Annotated in this window: 18 protein-coding genes; 14 read left to right on the top strand and 4 right to left on the bottom strand. The window is 64.8% G+C overall.

What is annotated here, in order from left to right; all coding sequences use genetic code 11:
• Window positions 1-139: 139 nt before the first annotated feature.
• The 6 genes from NF876_RS31790 to NF876_RS31765 all read left to right on the top strand — a co-directional run bounded on the left by NF876_RS31790 (window position 140) and on the right by NF876_RS31765 (window position 5,072).
• On the top strand, window positions 140-496 hold the full coding sequence (locus NF876_RS31790) for a LuxR C-terminal-related transcriptional regulator (protein WP_262272191.1): 357 nt from the start codon (window positions 140-142) through the stop codon (window positions 494-496).
• A 91-nt stretch (window positions 497-587) separates the two neighbouring features.
• Window positions 588-1,763 carry a zinc-dependent alcohol dehydrogenase gene (locus NF876_RS31785; RefSeq protein ID WP_262272190.1) on the top strand — a complete coding sequence of 392 codons (1,176 nt, stop codon included), beginning with the start codon at window positions 588-590 and terminating at the stop codon, window positions 1,761-1,763.
• Window positions 1,764-1,781: 18 nt separating this feature from the next.
• Window positions 1,782-2,381, top strand: a complete 600-nt coding sequence (locus NF876_RS31780) for a hypothetical protein (RefSeq protein WP_262272189.1) — start codon at window positions 1,782-1,784, stop codon at window positions 2,379-2,381.
• A 91-nt stretch (window positions 2,382-2,472) separates the two neighbouring features.
• A complete protein-coding gene (locus NF876_RS31775; RefSeq protein WP_262272188.1) occupies window positions 2,473-3,633 on the top strand; it encodes an SMP-30/gluconolactonase/LRE family protein in 1,161 nt (386 codons plus the stop codon).
• Window positions 3,634-3,663: 30 nt separating this feature from the next.
• On the top strand, window positions 3,664-4,815 hold the full coding sequence (locus NF876_RS31770; protein ID WP_262272187.1) for a potassium channel family protein: 1,152 nt from the start codon (window positions 3,664-3,666) through the stop codon (window positions 4,813-4,815).
• A gap of 26 nt (window positions 4,816-4,841) precedes the next feature.
• A complete protein-coding gene (locus NF876_RS31765; protein ID WP_262272186.1) occupies window positions 4,842-5,072 on the top strand; it encodes a hypothetical protein in 231 nt (76 codons plus the stop codon).
• Between the two features lie 302 nt (window positions 5,073-5,374).
• Here the strand turns inward: NF876_RS31765 and NF876_RS31760 are convergent, their stop codons facing one another.
• Complete coding sequence (locus NF876_RS31760) at window positions 5,375-6,169, bottom strand: outer membrane protein (protein WP_262272185.1); 795 nt, start codon at window positions 6,167-6,169, stop codon at window positions 5,375-5,377.
• Between the two features lie 561 nt (window positions 6,170-6,730).
• On the opposite strand from NF876_RS31760, the gene NF876_RS31755 reads away from it, so the two are divergent.
• From NF876_RS31755 to NF876_RS31735, 5 genes are all read left to right on the top strand, one after another.
• Window positions 6,731-7,525, top strand: a complete 795-nt coding sequence (locus NF876_RS31755; RefSeq protein WP_262272196.1) for a glycoside hydrolase family 25 protein — start codon at window positions 6,731-6,733, stop codon at window positions 7,523-7,525.
• A gap of 154 nt (window positions 7,526-7,679) precedes the next feature.
• Complete coding sequence (locus NF876_RS31750; RefSeq protein WP_262272184.1) at window positions 7,680-8,576, top strand: hypothetical protein; 897 nt, start codon at window positions 7,680-7,682, stop codon at window positions 8,574-8,576.
• 191 nt (window positions 8,577-8,767) lie between these two features.
• A complete protein-coding gene (gene nthA, locus NF876_RS31745; RefSeq protein WP_373696751.1) occupies window positions 8,768-9,433 on the top strand; it encodes a nitrile hydratase subunit alpha in 666 nt (221 codons plus the stop codon).
• Entirely contained in the window at window positions 9,430-10,089 is a 660-nt protein-coding gene (nthB, locus tag NF876_RS31740) for a nitrile hydratase subunit beta (RefSeq protein WP_262272183.1), read from the top strand. The genes nthA and nthB overlap by 4 nt, the downstream gene beginning before the upstream one ends.
• A 4-nt stretch (window positions 10,090-10,093) precedes the next feature.
• Entirely contained in the window at window positions 10,094-10,459 is a 366-nt protein-coding gene (locus NF876_RS31735; protein ID WP_262272194.1) for a nitrile hydratase accessory protein, read from the top strand.
• 193 nt (window positions 10,460-10,652) lie between these two features.
• Here NF876_RS31735 and NF876_RS31730 read toward each other — a convergent pair whose 3' ends face one another.
• Together NF876_RS31730 and NF876_RS31725 are read right to left on the bottom strand one after the other, a co-directional pair.
• Window positions 10,653-10,991 carry a putative quinol monooxygenase gene (locus NF876_RS31730; protein ID WP_262272182.1) on the bottom strand — a complete coding sequence of 113 codons (339 nt, stop codon included), beginning with the start codon at window positions 10,989-10,991 and terminating at the stop codon, window positions 10,653-10,655.
• An 85-nt stretch (window positions 10,992-11,076) separates the two neighbouring features.
• Window positions 11,077-11,799, bottom strand: a complete 723-nt coding sequence (locus NF876_RS31725) for a VOC family protein (protein WP_262272181.1) — start codon at window positions 11,797-11,799, stop codon at window positions 11,077-11,079.
• A gap of 572 nt (window positions 11,800-12,371) precedes the next feature.
• On the opposite strand from NF876_RS31725, the gene NF876_RS31720 reads away from it, so the two are divergent.
• From NF876_RS31720 to NF876_RS31710, 3 genes are all read left to right on the top strand, one after another.
• Complete coding sequence (locus NF876_RS31720) at window positions 12,372-12,926, top strand: putative antibiotic biosynthesis monooxygenase (RefSeq protein ID WP_262272180.1); 555 nt, start codon at window positions 12,372-12,374, stop codon at window positions 12,924-12,926.
• 1 nt (window position 12,927) lies between these two features.
• Complete coding sequence (locus NF876_RS31715) at window positions 12,928-13,644, top strand: TMEM175 family protein (RefSeq protein WP_262272179.1); 717 nt, start codon at window positions 12,928-12,930, stop codon at window positions 13,642-13,644.
• 429 nt (window positions 13,645-14,073) lie between these two features.
• Window positions 14,074-15,444 carry an ATP-binding protein gene (locus NF876_RS31710; protein WP_262272178.1) on the top strand — a complete coding sequence of 457 codons (1,371 nt, stop codon included), beginning with the start codon at window positions 14,074-14,076 and terminating at the stop codon, window positions 15,442-15,444.
• Here the strand turns inward: NF876_RS31710 and NF876_RS31705 are convergent.
• Complete coding sequence (locus NF876_RS31705) at window positions 15,407-16,186, bottom strand: beta/alpha barrel domain-containing protein (protein ID WP_262272177.1); 780 nt, start codon at window positions 16,184-16,186, stop codon at window positions 15,407-15,409. The two genes, NF876_RS31710 and NF876_RS31705, sit on opposite strands and share 38 nt — an antisense overlap.
• Between the last annotated feature and the right edge of the window lie 222 nt (window positions 16,187-16,408).

The following is a 16,408-nucleotide window of genomic DNA, read 5'->3' as shown; positions in this document are numbered from 1 at the left end:
CGGCGGCGCATCCAGCCGGCTGTGGCTGTTGCGTGCGCCGATTGCCGCTGCCGGGCGCCCTGTCCTCGGGCGGACGGGTCTTCACGTCGCATGGGCCGATCCGGTGTAGCGGGCCGTGATGGGTGCAGCCTAAGCAGGCTTGCTGGCCGGCAAGACCAACAAGTCAATTGGACGGGACATCGGCCCCAGCCCTCGGACCGTGGAGACTCATCGGGCCCACGTCATGCAGCGGCTTGGCGCAGAACTTGTCACAAGCCGTGCTGGTCGCAACCTCGGCGGGATTCCGGTCGCCCAGCCCAGGGCCGAAGGTGCCTCAGGGGTCAGGCACGCCCGAAGCCTGACCGTCTGGCAGGAATGCCCCTTTCAGAATGCTGTCCTCATGAGAGATCGGCAGAGCGGGAGAACCGCTCTCCATGCGAGGCAGAGCGGGATGTCCCTCAGGGATCATCCGCAGCACTTCCCCTCGGCGCAGTCGTTCATGAGCCACGACCCCTGACGACCATCCCCGCAGAGATCTGCCCCGTACTGTCACGAGTTCCGGACGCAGGACCCTTTGCATCTTCGTTGGACAAGAGGAGGAAGAAGGCATGCGAGCCCTCGTTTGGCACGGCAAGGAAGATATTCGCTGCGATACCGTCACTGACCCCGAGATCGAGCAGCCGCGGGACGCCATTATCAAGGTGACGAGCTGCGCCATCTGCGGCTCGGACCTTCACCTGTTTCATAATTTCATTCCTGCCATGCTGCCCGGCGACGTCATGGGGCACGAGATGATGGGAGAGGTTGTCGAGGTCGGGCCCGAAGCGAGGGGCAAGCTCAAGAAGGGGGACCGCGTCGTTGTCCCGTTCACGATCATCTGCGGCGAGTGCGATCAGTGCAAGCGCGGCAACTTCTCCGTCTGTCAGCGGAGCAACCGCAAGAAGGATCTTGCCGACAAGGTCTTCGGCCATGCGACGGCAGGCCTGTTCGGCTATACGCATCTGACCGGCGGCTATCCCGGCGGGCAGGCCGAGTATCTGCGCGTTCCCTTTGCCGATGCGACCCACATCAAGGTGCCGGACGGGATCCCGGACGAGAAGGTTCTCTTCCTCGGTGACATCTTCCCCACCGGCTGGCAGGCGGCGGTCCAGTGCGACATCCAGCCGACGGACACGGTGGCGATCTGGGGCTGCGGTCCTGTCGGTCAGATGGCGATCCGCAGCGCCGTGCTCCTCGGCGCCAAGCAGGTGATCGCCATCGATCATTTGCCGGAGCGCCTGGAAATGGCGCAAGCCGGTGGCGCCATCACCATCAACTTCGACGAGGAGAGCGTGGTCGAGCGTCTGAACGAGCTCACCGGCGGCGAGGGCCCGGAGAAGTGCATCGACTGCATCGGGATGGAAGCCCATGTCTCGCCTTCCATGCCGGATACGGTCTACGACCGCGCCAAGCAGATGCTGGGAGCCGAAAGCGACCGGCCGCACGTGTTGCGCGAGATGATCTATGTCTGCCGCCCGGCCGGGGTGATCTCAATCCCCGGTGTCTATGGCGGGCTGGTCGACAAGATCCCGATGGGCCAGCTGATGAACAAGGGGCTGACCCTTCGCACCGGCCAGACGCACGTCAACCGTTGGACCGATGACCTTCTGCGCCGCATCGAGGAGGGGCAGATCGACCCATCGTTTGTCATCACCCATACCGTGAGCCTCGATGAGGGACCCGAGATGTACAAGGTGTTCCGCGACAAGCAGGACAGCTGCATCAAAGTGGTTCTGAAGCCCTAAAGACCGGAGAGAGAAGACATGGCTTATTACATCTCGAACATCGCCCGGTCCAAGGGTGACCCGAAGGTCCTTCATTCCGGCCCCAGCTCGCTGGGGGCGGCCGACCGCTTGGCCAAGGCGTTGGGCTGGTACAGCATCGGCCTGGGCATAGCGGAGCTGGTCGCGGCGGAGCGCTTCACCCGGGCGCTGGGCATGGAGGGCAAGGAGGCCCTCGTGCGGGCCTATGGCGTCCGCGAACTCGGGCACGGCATCGTCTCGCTCTCGCCCGACAAGCACCTTGGATTGTGGAGCCGGGTGGCCGGAGACGGACTCGACATCGCCACCCTGATGGCGGCCATGCGGCACGACAATCCGAAGCGTCACAATGTCGGGATTGCTCTTGCGGCAGTCCTGGGGGTGACGCTGCTCGACATCATTGGCGCACAGGGCGTTACGGCCCGCCACAGCCGCCCACGGGGCCGCCCGCGCTCCTATCGGAATCGCACAGGCTTCCCGCAGGGTGTCCAGGCCGCGCGAGGCGCAGCCAAGGACTTCCAGGTGCCGCCGGACATGCGGGCCGCGCCAAGCCTCGCAGCGGTGTCGGATCGAGCCCCGCAGGAGAGGCCACGTCCTCACTGACCGAGCGACAATACGGCTGCGCGCGAGCGGCGTTCACGCTGCGAGAGGGCAGCCGTATCCGATACGATCCTTGCCCACGATGGAGGCGAACATGCTCAGGCTCACACCGGTGACGCTGCTTCTCGGAACGCTCCTGGCCACCACAGCCATGGCACAGCAGAATCCAGCGCCCTCTCAGGGTCCGGCGCAACTGCAGCAGGTCGCCAGCTTTGAACACCAAGTGACCGGAGTGACCGTTTCGAAGGATGGGCGCATCTTCGTCAACTTCCCGCGATGGACGGAGGATGCCCCGATCTCGGTGGCCGAGGTGACGCGCGACGGCCAGATCAAACCCTACCCGGATGACGAGTGGAATTCCTGGCGCAATGCCAAGAAGAACCAGATGTCCGCCGGGGATCACTTCGTGTGCGTCCAGAGCGTCGTGGCCGATGCGCACGGCAATCTCTGGGTCGTGGATCCGGCCGCGCCAGCCACAGCACCCGTCGTGCAGGGTGGGCCCAAGCTCGCCAGGATCGACCTGAAGACAAACAAGGTTGCGCAGGTGATCCGCTTCGACGAGACGGTCGCCCCTCAGGGCAGCTACCTGAACGATGTGCGGTTTTCGCCGGATGGACGGCATGCCTACCTGACCGATGCCGGAGCCAAGGGCGCTCTCGTTGTTGTGGATCTGCAGAACGGCAAGGCTCGACGCGTCCTCGACGGCCACCCGAGCACCCAGCCGGAAAAGGATGTGGTGGTGAAGACCGATGGGCAGGAGTTGCGTCGGCCCGACGGGCGCGGAGTCGAATTTGCCGCCGACAGCATCGCGCTCTCTCCCGATGGGCGCACGCTCTATTGGAAAGCCCTGACCGGCCGGACGCTCTATCGCATCGCGACCGATGCCTTGGAGAACGCACGTCTGTCCGAGAAGGACCTCGAAGCTCGGGTGGAGCGTGTCACTGAGACCGAGCCGACGGACGGTCTTTGGATCGACGGGCGCGGGCGGCTTTATCTCAGCGCGATCGAGCAGGATGCCGTGAAGGTCCGCGATGGGGATCGCATCACCACCCTCGTCCAGGACAAGCGGCTGCGCTGGCCCGATACATTCTCTGAGGGACCCGATGGCACCCTCTACGTCACCAGCTCCCGCATCCAGGATATGAGCTGGTTCAAGCCCGAGAACGGTCCGCGCCTCGAGACGCAGCTGTGGCGCATCGAGCCCGGACAGAACGGTGAGGCGACCGGCTCGACCGGGCAGCCCCAGCGACCCTGACCGAGCAGCTGGGATGACAGGAGGCCTGGCATGATGGGGCGACTGGAGCAGGGCCTTGGGATATTGCTGATCCTGATCATCCTGCTCGATATCTTTCTGACCGTGCTCTATGCCCGGATCGGCACCAGCATCATCGGCTCCAGGGTCGCGCGGCTGGTCTGGGCCTCGGCCGTCAGCGCCTCGAAGGTTCTCGGCTCCAGACGAGGGGCGGCTCTGTCCTTCTGCGGTCCGGTCATCCTCGTGCTGCTGGTTGGGGTCTGGGCTCTCGGGCTGACGCTCGGGGCGGCGTTGATCATGCACCCGGAACTCGGCACCTCGATCCGCGCCAGCAACGGCGAGACGCCCACCGACTTCGTCACCGCGATGTATGCCGGCGGGACCAGCATGGCCATCGTCGGGGCGAGCGACTTCACCCCGCACACAAGTCCCACCCGGCTGCTCTTCCTGTTCAACTCGCTGATCGGCATGTCGGTGATGTCGCTGACGCTGACCTATCTGATGCAGGTCTATACGGCGCTCCAGCGGCGCAACGTGCTGGCCATGAACCTTCATTTCCTCTCAGGGTGCACAGGGGACGCCGCCGAACTGCTGGCACGTCTCGGACCTCAGGGACAGTTTAGTGGCGGCTACACGAACCTGTCGGAACTCGCCGTCGAGATGACCCAAGCCAAGGAGGCGCACCACTTCTACCCGGTGCTGTTCTATTTCCGCTTCAGCGATCCATACCATTCGGTGTCCCGTTCCACGCTGGTCGCGTTGGACACGGTGAGCCTGATCAGGAGCGCCCTGGATAATCAGAAGGACGGCTGGCTGAAGGAGGCCGGAGCCGTCGCGCAGCTGTGGGAGGCGTCGATGATGCTGGTCATCACCTTGGAGAACACCTTTCTCCCGCATGGGGCACCGGACCGGGAGGCTCAACCGGACCCGCAGACCCGGGACCGCTGGCGAGCACGCTACCGTGCTGCCCTGCTTCGGCTTCAGCAGGCGGGGATCGAGGTCACGGCTGACGGGCAGGCTGGTGCCGAGGCCTACATCTCCTGCCGAATGCAATGGGACCATCACATCACGAACCTGGCCCCCTCGATGGCTTACGACATGGAGGAGATCGATGCTGCAATGAGCCGGTTAGAATCTATGGGCAGCCCCAACGGTCCCGAACTCCGTCTGCACGTGGCCGAATAGCCGACGTTGATCCGGTGGAGGCGAGAATGCCGCTCAGCGAGACAGCCTGCGAGATCCTTGGGTTCTTCCGTGAAACCCACCGAAAACCCGGCGCCCGTGTGACAATGGCAACACTGGATGCGCATTTCGGGACAGATCCCGCTGTTGCCGTGGCCATTTCCGAGTTGAAGCAGCTTGGGTACGTGACCGTGCCGGACGCTGGGACAGTCGAGCTGACGGACCTTGGCTTCGACGCGATCCATCGTGGCGTTGCATGAACGTCTTCTTCTGGCACCGGGCGGAAGCGGGCCGAGTGTCTGCAAGGGCTCAAAACGACAGACCTTCCTGAGGCGCCGGCAATCGCCGTGGAGAACCCCATCCGGACATTCCGGCAGGCATTCCATCCATCCGTCACCAGACTTCGCTTGGGAGCAGGGCGCTGTCGGAGGTCAGGTGCGTCGTGCGCTCGGAGTGCATGCTTTGCACTTTGCCGAAGCCGTCGGGCGACGGAGATCTCCTCCAGCAAAAAGGCCCGGGGCGCGCGCCCCGGGCCTTTCGTGTTGCTGTTGATCTGGCGATCCTAGTAGGTGCCGAACTTGAAGTTCAGCTTGGCCCGCGCGACGAAGAAGTCCTGATCGTCGTTATTGCGCGGCAGGAACACGTCGACCGGCGCGCCGCCGACCGGCGTGAAGGTTCCGACGCGACCGTTGTTGTCGTTGTCCTGATCGATGCTGACCCACAGACCCTCCAGGCCGAGGGTGACAGCGCTGTTGCCGCCGAACAGGTTGAAGTTCGTGGGAAGCGCCCACTCGACGCCGCCGCCGACCACCCAGCCGGTGTTGTCTTCCGTGTAGGCCAGACCGCCCGTGGCGTAGACCAGGAAGCGGTCGAAGGCCACGCCGGCGCGCAGGCGCACCGAGCCCCACCAATCCGCCGAGTTCTCGAACTGGCCGGGCACGAAGGTGCCGCCGGCAAAGCCCGGGCCCGGAATGAACACCGCATTGTTGTCGTCGTTGTTATCGATGCCCTGGATGTCGGCCTCGGCACCGATCACGAAGGAGCCGATCTGGTAGTTGTAGCCGATCTGGCCGCCGCCGGTGAAGGTGCCATCGTTGTTGTTATCGAAGAGCAGCGTGCCTCCCGCGATGCCGCCCGGAACGCCGGGGCCGGTCAGGATCACAGTGTCTTCGTTGCTGTCGCGCCAGCCCCAGCCGAGGTTGCCACCGATGTAGAAGCCGGTCCAGGTGAAGACCGGAACGGCCGCGATCACCGGAGGAGGAGCGGCACGGACCGGCAGGTCCGCGGCGGACACGGACGAGACAGCAGCCGTAGAGAGGGCAGTTGCGGCAAGCAAGCCAAGAATACGAGTTTTCATGGGCAATCCCCTTGTGGACCAAGATTCACAAGGACAGAGTATGGATCAACTGCCAAGAAGGGCTATAGCAAAGATGCAACACATGCTTGAACTTTACTCATTAGGTCAGTACAGCTGATATGAATATACGCCTATAGCGTCGTGAATACTTTTGTCGGATTTGACACGCTGCGTGGGACGTGACCTACTGGCCCGACTTCGGCGTAACCCCCGAAGGCGAGGAGATCACTCAAACCCTGCCCTGCGACGGGCAGGGTTTTTTTATGGCACGCCGGTCATGACCGTCCATTTCTCCGCACGACTTCCGTGGAATTTTCGGTCGACACTTGGCACACGCCGCTCGGGGCGGAGCAAAGGAGAAATGGATAAAGCTAGCCCGGCCCGCACCATCTCACATTTGCCTCTTTTTGTCCCTAATTGCTGTTCCTGCGCCATATTTGGCATCGAGTTCTCCACGAAGCACGAGGGCCGGGTTTCAACCGGTGCGGGGACGAGCAGATGGACAGAGCGCTTGCGGTACTGAGGGCCGGATTCCGGCTTTGCGCGATTGTGTCCCTGGGCATGGCGCTCGCTTCCTGCTCGGGATTGGGGCTGATGTCAGGCGTTGGAGATGCCAAGCCGCACGGCGGTGTCGCGAGTGCGCATTTCCGACCCGTTCACGGCGTGGACATCTCTCGATGGCAAGGAAAGGTGGACTGGGCAGCCTTGCGTGACGGAGGCACCCGCTTCGCCTTCATCAAGGCCACTGAGGGCGGGGATCACGTCGATCCGAGATTCGCCGAGAACTGGGAAGGCGCCCGCAACGCGGGCGTCCTGCGTGGCGCCTATCACTTCGTGTACTGGTGCCGGCCCGCCGAGGAGCAGGCGGCCTGGTTCAGGAGGAACGTGCAGCCGGAGGCGGACGCTCTGCCCCCCGTGCTCGATGCCGAATGGAATGGCGCGTCTCCTTCCTGCGGCCGGAAGATCCCGCGGGACAAGGCCTTGGCCATGATCCAGGTCATCCTGCGCGAGATGGAGGCTCACACGGGCAAGAAACCGATCATCTACACGGATATCACCTTCCACAGGGAAGTTCTCGAGGGCGAGCTCAAGGACTATCCGTTCTGGATCCGAAGCACCGCCGCCGAGCCTCAGGTTCGCTACAACGACCGTCAATGGACCTTCTGGCAGTTCACGACCACGGGAAGGGTCCCGGGTATCGCCGGAAACGTGGACCGCAACGCCTTCCATGGCACGGAGGCGCAGTGGAACGATTTCGTGGGCCGCTCGGCCCCGATCCAGATCGCCGAGGGCACGAGATCCGAAGGAGGGAAGAGTGTCACGGAGGCATCGTGGTCGGGACTTCCCGACGACTGAGGGAGCACCGTCCGCTTGCATCGGCGAGGGTGCCCGAAGGGGTCGGCCGGTGGTCAGCATTGAGAACGACTAGAGCATCGGACCCAAAAGTGGGTCCACTGTTCACGTCCGATGCTCTAGAAGAGGCAGGGGACCGGCAATCCAAGGGGGAACGATGCGTAAACTTTCGCAGTGGCTGTCGAGCGGCGTCCTGGCTTCGCTCGGCCTTCTCGCCGGCGGACTCAATCCCACCCTCGCCGCCGACTTGCCTCCTCCCCCGGCGCCCGTGATCGAGGCTCCCGCTCTGCCGAGCTGGTCCTTCCGCTTCGTACCCTACGGCTGGCTCATCGCCTTGGACGGCACCCAGACCGTACGCGGGCGGTCCGCGAAGGTGGACGCGAGTTTCGCCGACATCGTCAGGGAGAGCGACACGCTCGTGGCCCTCATGGGCGACTTCGAGGCCCGCAACGGTCCCTTTGCGCTTTTGGGCAACGTGGTCTGGACCAAGATCGGCGTCGAGCGCGGCAACGTCCGCAGCCGTTCTCTCGCACCCGGCGTGACCGGAACCCTCGCGACCTCCCTCGGCCTCGACATCGAGATGACCATCGCCGAAGTCGGCGCCGCCTACGAGGTTTACCGCTCGGGACCACTGGCCTTCGACATCCTCGCCGGTGCGCGCTACTGGCACCAGGAGGCCGACCTGTCCCTCGCTGTCGCGGCCGGGGTCCAGATCGGCGACCTCGCGGTGGAAGGCGGCCGCGCCTTCGCCCGCTCCGGTTCCGTCGACTGGCTCGACCCGCTGATCGGCGCACGCCTGCGCTACACAATCGCGCCGGGACATGAACTTCTGCTCCGCGGCGACATCGGCGGCTTCGGGGTCGGGAGCGACTTCTCCTGGCAGGCGATCGGCGCCTACGGGTTCGAACTCGGCACCTATCAGGGCATCACCTTCTCGGGTGTGATCGGCTACCGGGCCCTCTCTGTGGACTACACTCAGGGCGAGGGCCGGCAGCGCTACGAGTTCGACATGCTCGTGCATGGGCCCGTGCTCGGAATCAGCGCCAAGTTCTGACCGCAGACGCGGGGGACCGCCGTCGTGAGAGCACCGGACGTGAAAAGTGGGTCCATTTTTGGGTCCGATGCTCTAGCGCATCGTGCGGAAAAGTGGACCCGGTTTTCCGCAAGGGACGATGCGCCGCTTAAGGGGTTGAGCATCGGAATAGATCCCAAAAGTGGGTCCACTTTTGGGTCCGATGCTCTAGCATGGCCCGACTCATCCGAGGAGGCGAGGGAGAACCCATGGAGCACGGCGATCATCACCATGATCATGACGACCACAGCCATCTCTCCGAGATCGAATTGCGGGTGCGCGCGCTCGAGTCCATCCTGGTCGAGAAAGGCTATGTCGATCCGGCCGCCATCGACGCGCTGGTCGAGACCTACGAGGTCAAGGTCGGTCCCCGCAACGGGGCGAGGGTGATCGCCAAAGCCTGGGCTGATCCGGCCTACCGGGAATGGCTCCGGACGGACGCGACGGCTGCCATCGCGTCCCTCGGCTTCATCGGACGCCAGGGCGAGCATATGGTGGCCGTCGAGAATACCCCAGATGAGCACAACATGGTCGTGTGTACCCTGTGCTCCTGCTACCCGTGGCCGGTGCTCGGCCTTCCTCCGGTCTGGTACAAGTCCGCCCCCTACCGCTCCCGGGCCGTGCTCGATCCCCGCGGAGTTCTCGCCGAGTTCGGGGTACGCTTACCCGAGACCACCCGCATCCGTGTCTGGGACTCGACCGCCGAGGTCAGGTACCTGGTGGTGCCAATGCGCCCTGAGGGAACTGAGGGCATGAGCGAGGAGGCTCTGGCCGACCTCGTCACCCGCGACTCGATGATCGGCACCGGGCTCGCGCGGCAACCGGAGGCCGTGCGATGAATGGCGCTCAGGACCTCGGCGGCATGATGGGCTTCGGCCCGATCGCCATCGAGCAGGACGAGCCCTGGTTCCATGCCGAGTGGGAGAGGCGGGCCTTCGGCCTGACCCTGGCGATGGGGGCCACGGGCAGTTGGACCATCGACATGAGCCGGCATGCCCGCGAGTCCTTGCCGCCTGCCGAGTATCTCACCTCGCGTTATTACGAGATCTGGGCCAAGGGAGTCGAGAAGCTGGTCGTTGCGGTGGGCCTCGTCTCTGCGGAGGAACTGACACAGGGGCGATCGCTCGCCGACCCGGCGCCGATCAAGCGGGTGCTCAAGGCAGAGGAGGTGCCTGCGGTGCTGGCCCGCGGTGGTCCGGCCGAGCGTCCGATCGACCAGCCGGCGCGCTTTGCGGTGGGCGACCGGATCCGCACCCGCACCATGCACCCTCAGGGCCACACCCGCCTGCCGCGCTACGCTCGCGGCAAGACGGGGGTTGTCGAGCTGGTGCATGGCGGCCATGTGTTTCCGGACACGAACGCTCATGGACAGGGCGAGCAGCCGCAATGGCTCTACACGATCTGCTTCTCGGGGCGGGAGCTCTGGGGGGATCAGGCGGATCCGACCATCCGTGTCTCGATCGATGCCTGGGAGAGCTATCTTGAACCCGCATGATGATATGGCCCGCGCGGCCGCAGAGCTGGCGCCGATCCCCCGCGACCAGAAGGGTGAACCTGTCTTCCGCGAACCGTGGGAGGCCCAGGCCTTCGCGATGACGTTGGCCCTTTACGAGCGGGGTCTGTTCACCTGGACCGAATGGGCCGCGGCTCTGTCGGCTGCGATCAGGCGCGCCCAGGCGGCAGGCGGGTGCGACGATGGTTCGACCTATTATCAGCACTGGCTTTCTGCAATCGAGCAGTTGGTCAGGGAGAAGGGCATTGCAAGTGAACAGGCCCTCGCGGAGCGGCGGGACGCTTGGGACCGCGCGGTGCATGCAACCCCGCATGGGCAGCCGATCCTGCTCGAGAATGATCCTCTTCGCTGATCCGAGAGACAGACCGGTGCGCACGGAAATACGGCGCAGCGCAAATCTTTCGAATCGGACGATAGGACACCTTTTTCCCGTGGCGACGCGGCCCGCACTTTGGCCCATGCTCAACCCCTCGGCATGTAAGGCTCCAATCTGATCCGACTTGTCGCGCGCGGTGCGGCTGGCTCGCGGCGGAGTCCCGGCGCCCTCAGACTCCCAGGATTTCCATCCGCAGAACCTCGACACCGCCATCCGCAAGATCCGGCAGCCGCGAGAACCAGTCTTGGACATACGGCATCGCGTTGTGGGCCTCGAAGTCTTCGAGGGTCGCGAAGACCTCGTAGAAGATGAAATGGCCAGGCGATTCCCTGTTCTCCTGAAGGAAGTAGACAAGGTTCTTGGGATCGCCCCGTACCAAGTCGATCAGCGGCAGCGTCGCGGCCCGCAGATCGGCTTCTTTGCCCGGCTTGGCGCGGACCTGCGCCACGATGGAGTAGGCTCCTGGAAGGACGCTCCCGTAGCTCTGTCCTGGACCGTTCGTCGCCATCATGCGTCTCCATTGTCGCGAGCCGCCGCGCTCTGGGTCGAGCGGCGGCCGGTATCGAGCGGTTTTCGACGTCGGGCAAGACCGATCAGCGCGGGACGCGGAGCCGGTCGTGCTCCTCGGCGGCGTCCGCGAACCGCTGCTTCACAGGGCCGAGCACCTTCACGAACTCGAGCTGCTCCCCTTCCGGACCCTTGCAGTAAATCAGTTCCCAGCCATCGGACGGAGCCACCGTCACCCTGTTCGTGTTCGCATCCCGGGGCGCGGCACGGCGCTCCTCCTCGGTGCGCACGCGCACGATCCGGTTGGCCCGGACCTGCGTCATGCCGCGGCGGGCCGACTCAACCTCGAGGTCGCTGATGAACTGGTTGAAGTCGACGTCGTCGCGCACGTAGAAGCAGATATGCATCATGCGCGGGAAGGCCGGACTCATGTTCTGGACCGGCGGGGCGAAGCTGTTCGGTCCGCCCATGGGCTCGCCGGCATTGCGGTACTGCAGCAGCTCGACGACCACGTTGTCGAACCGGACGAACCGCACGTCGAGGCGCTGATCTCCGCTCCTCAGGTCGGGTACGCCGATCGTGCGCGGGTCGACTTGTAGCTCGTTGGCGCGGATCTCCTGGTCGGCCAGCAACGTGTTCTGGACGGCGTCACCCTGGAAGTCGCCGTGGAAGAACACCTTCGTGCCGCCCAGCACCTCCGTGTAGAACTCGTAGGCCCGGTCCATGTTCTGGACGGTCAGCCCGAAGTGCTGGATGCCCTGAAGCCGGACTCCCAACGGGCCGACGGCCGGCGAGGCGTTGTCGGTCATGAATACCTCCTGTTGTGCGGCTTGGAACGTGATGACATCAGTCCTCAGGCGCGCGCAGCTCCCCGTGATCAAAGCTCGTCGTGCCCGGGGACACCCTAGTGTCCGAGGGAGGTGGAGCGAAAATGAAACCATGAAAAAGGGTGTAAAGACGAGGCGGCGCGGGTGGTCGGCCCTGGAGCCGGCATTCAGGCCGAACCAGGATCCATGCCAGGGGAGTGCCTTTCAGCGTTTTACCACCTTTTACAACTCGGCCTTCGACGAGGCTGCTAGCGTGGGCGGACAACGCGTCATCTGCTGGAGATCTCGGATGATCCACACGATTCAATGGACGGGCCCGACCGGGAGGGGCCTGCCCTTCATGGTTGTCGACGCTGACCGGCGGGAGATCATGGTCAACGCGCGGATGAGCCGGCACGATGCCTTATGCGAGTGCCCTGATCTGACCGGGACCAGGACGGCGCATCCTTCGACGCGGCCCGAAGGGCCACGTCAGTGAGAAGCGTCTTCACCCGTCCGCACGATGCGCGAGCGGACAGTCGCGAACGACCGTCACTCAGCCGAGGAGGTCCGCCGTGCTGACCACCGTCACGTCCCTGATTTCCCGGCATGGTCGCGAAGAAGAGGTGGTCCGTCACTTCAAGCGGGCCTTCGCCCGTGCGGAAGGAGAGACCCACCATCTCTCCACCCTGCTGATCCAGCAGCTCGGCGGGCTGAACTTCCTTGTCTCGCAGTTCGCCAACGAGGGCGAGTTGGAGAAGTGGCAAGCTTCGCCGGCGCATCGGGAGATGATCCGGGCTCTCGAGCAGGACTCCTTGCGCGAGCTGTGCAAGATGGGCGGCCCGGTCGTCCACGTGGTCGTGCCAGGCGAAGGATCCGGGCCCAAGTGGAAGGTGTTCGTGTCGACTTGGGTCGTCACCTATCCGTTGTTGCTGGTCATGAGTCTCGGGTTGACGGCCTTGGTGCCGGACCTGCCGCTCGCAGCCCGCCTGGCGTTCACGTCTGTGACGCTCTCGATCGCGTCGATCTGGATCATCACGCCGGTCGCCATGGCCTGGACCCGGACCTGGCGGCTCAACAACCAGCAGATGCAGGTCGACGTCGTCCGGTACGAGCCGCCGGGAAAATAGGATGGTGCCCCGAGACCCGGAGCGGCGCGGCGGGGCCCCGGGACGTCCCGTCACTCGATGGGGACCCGGACGGGAAGCCAGCCGCGGCACGGGACGCGTCGAGGCGTTCAGCGACGCCGTGATCGCCATCATGCTGACCCTGCTCGCGGTCGAGCTTCTCAAGTTCGATCCGGCAGCGGCCCGGGACCATGGACTTTTGGTCGAGCTGACCCGGAGGTGGCCGTCGTACCTCGCCTTCGGCTTGACCTTCGTGGTCGTCGGTCAGATCTGGATGACCCACCACAACCTGTGGCGCTACATTGCCAAGGTCGACCAGGGCATCTGCATTCTCAACCTGCTCCTGATGGCCTTCCTGGCCGTGACGCCGTTCGCCGCCGAGATCCTCGCCGACAGCTTCGCCGCTCTGCCTCGCGCCGACCAGCGCGTAGCTGCGAGCCTCTACTCGACGGTCATGCTCGGCCAGGCAATCGCCTTCAATATCATCCTATGGTGGGCCCGCCGGCGTGACCTGCTGGACCCGCGGGTGGACGACAGGCTCTACCGCGCGATCGCCGTTCGCTACCTCTACGGACCGTCGATCTACGCCGCCGCGTTCCTCGTCGGCTTGTTCATGCCGGTGCTCGGGATGGCCTGTTACGTCGCCGTGATCCTGCTCTATCTGCGGCCGGGGCCTGGTGACCTGCCGCCCGGTCACGCGAGCGTGGAAACGGTGGAGTAGGGCAGGTCGCAGCCCTCCGGGTCCATGCCGAACCTTGCGTCCCTCAAGGAGCGGAGCATCGGAGGTCAAAGGTGGGTCCGAGGCTCCAGCGGCGGCTACTGCCCCGGGTTCGTGGACATCGGTTCGGTGGAGTGGCTGTCGATCTCGGTGAGGTTGCCCCGGGGATCGTCGCAATGGCCAGCCTGGAAGGGCTCGCCTGACGGCGGTGCTTTTAACCCGGTTTGACCATGCTTAACCGGCCGAATCGCAGGGGGCGTTGTAGCATCGGCCAACAGTCATGAAGGCAGGAGCACGGCGATGAAACGGCCGTCTGAGTAGAGATCCCGTCGCGGGCTGTCCAGTCGGAATGCGCCCGAACCGAACCGATCAGGGGGCGAAACAGCCCGCAGCCGAAAGACCGGCCGAGGGCGCGAACCGGCGCGAGATTGCATGCCCAGCGTGGACGAAGACTGCTTCGCGTTCTCCCGTTTCCGTCTCCTGCCCCGGCAACGGACGCTCACGTTCGACGCGGACCCGGTGCCTGTGGGCAGCAGAGGATTCGAAATTCTCCGGACGCTCGTCAGCCGCGCCGGCTCCGTCGTGAGCACGGGAGAGTTGATGGAGGCCGCTTGGCCGAACATCACCGTCGGCGAGGCCAACCTGCGCGTGCAGATTGCCGCGCTGAGAAAGGTGCTCGCCCGCTGCGAGACCGCCGCTCGCGCCATCGAAACCGTCCCGCTGCGCGGATACTGCTTCGTGCTGCCCGCCCTGGTGGAACCACGGCCAGCGCGGGCCTCCCGCGCATTTCCTCAGGCAACCCCGACGGTGATCGGTCGCCATGACGTCATCGCGGACGTGGCGCAGGCGCTTGCCGAGCGCCGCCTCGTCACGATCACAGGTCCGGCAGGGATCGGGAAGACGACGGTCGGAGCCGCGACCGCCTCGGCCCTTGCCGGCTCGTACGAAGGCAAGATCGCCTATGCGGATTTCTCCGATGTCGGCTGTCGAGCCGGGATCGTCGAAAAGATGATCGCCGCCCTCGAGGTCGAGAGCCACGACGGCACGCTCGCGGAACTGGTGGCGGCACTGCGTGCCGGGCCGCACCTTCTGCTGCTGGACACCTGCGAGCATCTGGTCGAGCACGTCGCCTCGCTGGCTGAGGAACTGTTGGCGATTTGTCCGGACCTTTGCCTCCTCGTGTGCAGCCGCGAGATCCTCAGGGCCACCGGAGAATGGACGTTCCGACTGCCCTCCCTCAGCTTTCCGGAGGCCGAGGACGATCTTTCATCCCAGAACGCGACGGATTATACCGCCATCGCGCTGTTCATCGAACGAATGGGATCACTCCCGTCGGACCTCGGCGGCCAGGACCTCACGGCTATCGCCGAGATCTGCCGACGGCTGGACGGAATCCCTCTCGCTCTCGAATTCGCCGCAGCACGGGTGCCGGACCTCGGGCTGGCGGAGATTGCCTCTTGCCTCGACGACGGCTTCTCGATCCTGACCCGCGGCAAGCGAACGGCCCTGCCTCGGCACCGGACGCTCTATGCGGCCCTTGAGTGGAGCTTTGGCCTCCTGACCTCGAGCGAGCGCGCCCTTCTCAAGGCGATTGCAACGCTTCCCCGGACGTTCAGCGCGGCAGAGGCGGTCGAGATTGGGATGCTGGCGGGCTGCCGCGACGTGCACCAAGCCCTGTCAGGATTGTTCGAGAAGTCGCTCGTCAACGTGGACGCCCGTGAGAGCGCGCTCCGCTATCGGCTGCCCGATATCACCAGGGCCTTCGTCAAAGCGGATCGTTCCGCGGCGGACCGGGGGCTTTGAGCCTTCGATTGAACTCTGACAGGAGATCCGGGGCTCGAGGATCGCCCAGGCTGAACGACACCGCGTCCGCCCAGCGGTCTTCGACGAGGTGCACGGCCGCGGCCACCCGATTGCACCCAGCCGCCACGATCACCCCTGGAAAGGCCTTCCGGATCTCGGCCGCGCGCCGACACGACGGCCACCCCGTCGTCCATGACGGCAGCTCGGTCAGGTGCACGTAGGCAACCTCGTAGTCACGCGCGAGCGCCAGCGCTTCCGGCAGGGATACCTCGGCGCTCCTGCGGCCGGACAGTCGAAGACCGAGCCGGGTCCGATCCGGGACATCGGGAATGTCGCCGAGCAGCTCCTCGAGCGTGTCCGCCGCCACGGCCGCTTTTGCCTGCGAGACGTCGAGTTCGACCCCGTCGTAGCCTCGGTCGCGAACCCATGTGGCGGAATGCTTCCACCGAATGCCGGCCCGCGGGTCGGACAGGTCGACCCGAATCCGGGCGATCGACCGTTGACGATGCCCATGCGCGGGCTTGAGCGATGGCCCGGCAAGGGCTGTGCGTGCGGCGCCGACCTGTCCGATGCCTTCGATGGACGGTCCGAGATCATGGATCACGACGCTCCCGACGAGAGTTCTCGACAGCCGTCGGAGGTCCGCGGCTGCATTCGGGCCGGCCCTGAACGGCAGGTCCATCATGACGCGATGGCGGAATTCCAATGGCCCGAGATTCAGTCCGGTGAACAGCTTGGGCATGTCACCCCATCCAGACTTCAGGAAACGCGTCTGCAGCGTTACGCCTGTCCGTCGGTCCGCTCGCTAAAGCATCGGACATGAAAAGTGGACTTGCACTTTTGGGATCCATCCGATGCTTTCTTCTTGAATGAGAGCCTCGGTCAGAACGGACCCAGCGGGCCGCGCCAGCGAAAAACCCGTACAAAGTGTGAAGAAGCGGCCCCCAGGGGGGCGGCGGAGGAC

This window comes from Microvirga yunnanensis, from assembly GCF_025460875.1.
This window is presented reverse-complemented; position numbering and strand designations above follow the sequence as displayed.

Bases quoted from the DNA above. Each gene is read 5' to 3' on its own strand.
- NF876_RS31780 (WP_262272189.1), top strand. From the start codon at position 1,782: ATGGCTTATTACATCTCGAACATCGCCCGGTCCAAGGGTGACCCGAAG.
- NF876_RS31755 (WP_262272196.1), top strand. From the start codon at position 6,731: ATGGCGCTCGCTTCCTGCTCGGGATTGGGGCTGATGTCAGGCGTTGGA.
- NF876_RS31785 (WP_262272190.1), top strand. From the start codon at position 588: ATGCGAGCCCTCGTTTGGCACGGCAAGGAAGATATTCGCTGCGATACC.
- nthA (WP_373696751.1), top strand. From the start codon at position 8,768: ATGGCCCGACTCATCCGAGGAGGCGAGGGAGAACCCATGGAGCACGGC.
- NF876_RS31730 (WP_262272182.1), bottom strand. From the start codon at position 10,991: ATGGCGACGAACGGTCCAGGACAGAGCTACGGGAGCGTCCTTCCAGGA.
- NF876_RS31725 (WP_262272181.1), bottom strand. From the start codon at position 11,799: ATGACCGACAACGCCTCGCCGGCCGTCGGCCCGTTGGGAGTCCGGCTT.
- NF876_RS31765 (WP_262272186.1), top strand. From the start codon at position 4,842: ATGCCGCTCAGCGAGACAGCCTGCGAGATCCTTGGGTTCTTCCGTGAA.
- NF876_RS31715 (WP_262272179.1), top strand. From the start codon at position 12,928: ATGGTGCCCCGAGACCCGGAGCGGCGCGGCGGGGCCCCGGGACGTCCC.
- NF876_RS31775 (WP_262272188.1), top strand. From the start codon at position 2,473: ATGCTCAGGCTCACACCGGTGACGCTGCTTCTCGGAACGCTCCTGGCC.
- NF876_RS31735 (WP_262272194.1), top strand. From the start codon at position 10,094: ATGGCCCGCGCGGCCGCAGAGCTGGCGCCGATCCCCCGCGACCAGAAG.
- NF876_RS31750 (WP_262272184.1), top strand. From the start codon at position 7,680: ATGCGTAAACTTTCGCAGTGGCTGTCGAGCGGCGTCCTGGCTTCGCTC.
- NF876_RS31760 (WP_262272185.1), bottom strand. From the start codon at position 6,169: ATGAAAACTCGTATTCTTGGCTTGCTTGCCGCAACTGCCCTCTCTACG.
- nthB (WP_262272183.1), top strand. From the start codon at position 9,430: ATGAATGGCGCTCAGGACCTCGGCGGCATGATGGGCTTCGGCCCGATC.
- NF876_RS31705 (WP_262272177.1), bottom strand. From the start codon at position 16,186: ATGCCCAAGCTGTTCACCGGACTGAATCTCGGGCCATTGGAATTCCGC.
- NF876_RS31710 (WP_262272178.1), top strand. From the start codon at position 14,074: ATGCCCAGCGTGGACGAAGACTGCTTCGCGTTCTCCCGTTTCCGTCTC.
- NF876_RS31770 (WP_262272187.1), top strand. From the start codon at position 3,664: ATGATGGGGCGACTGGAGCAGGGCCTTGGGATATTGCTGATCCTGATC.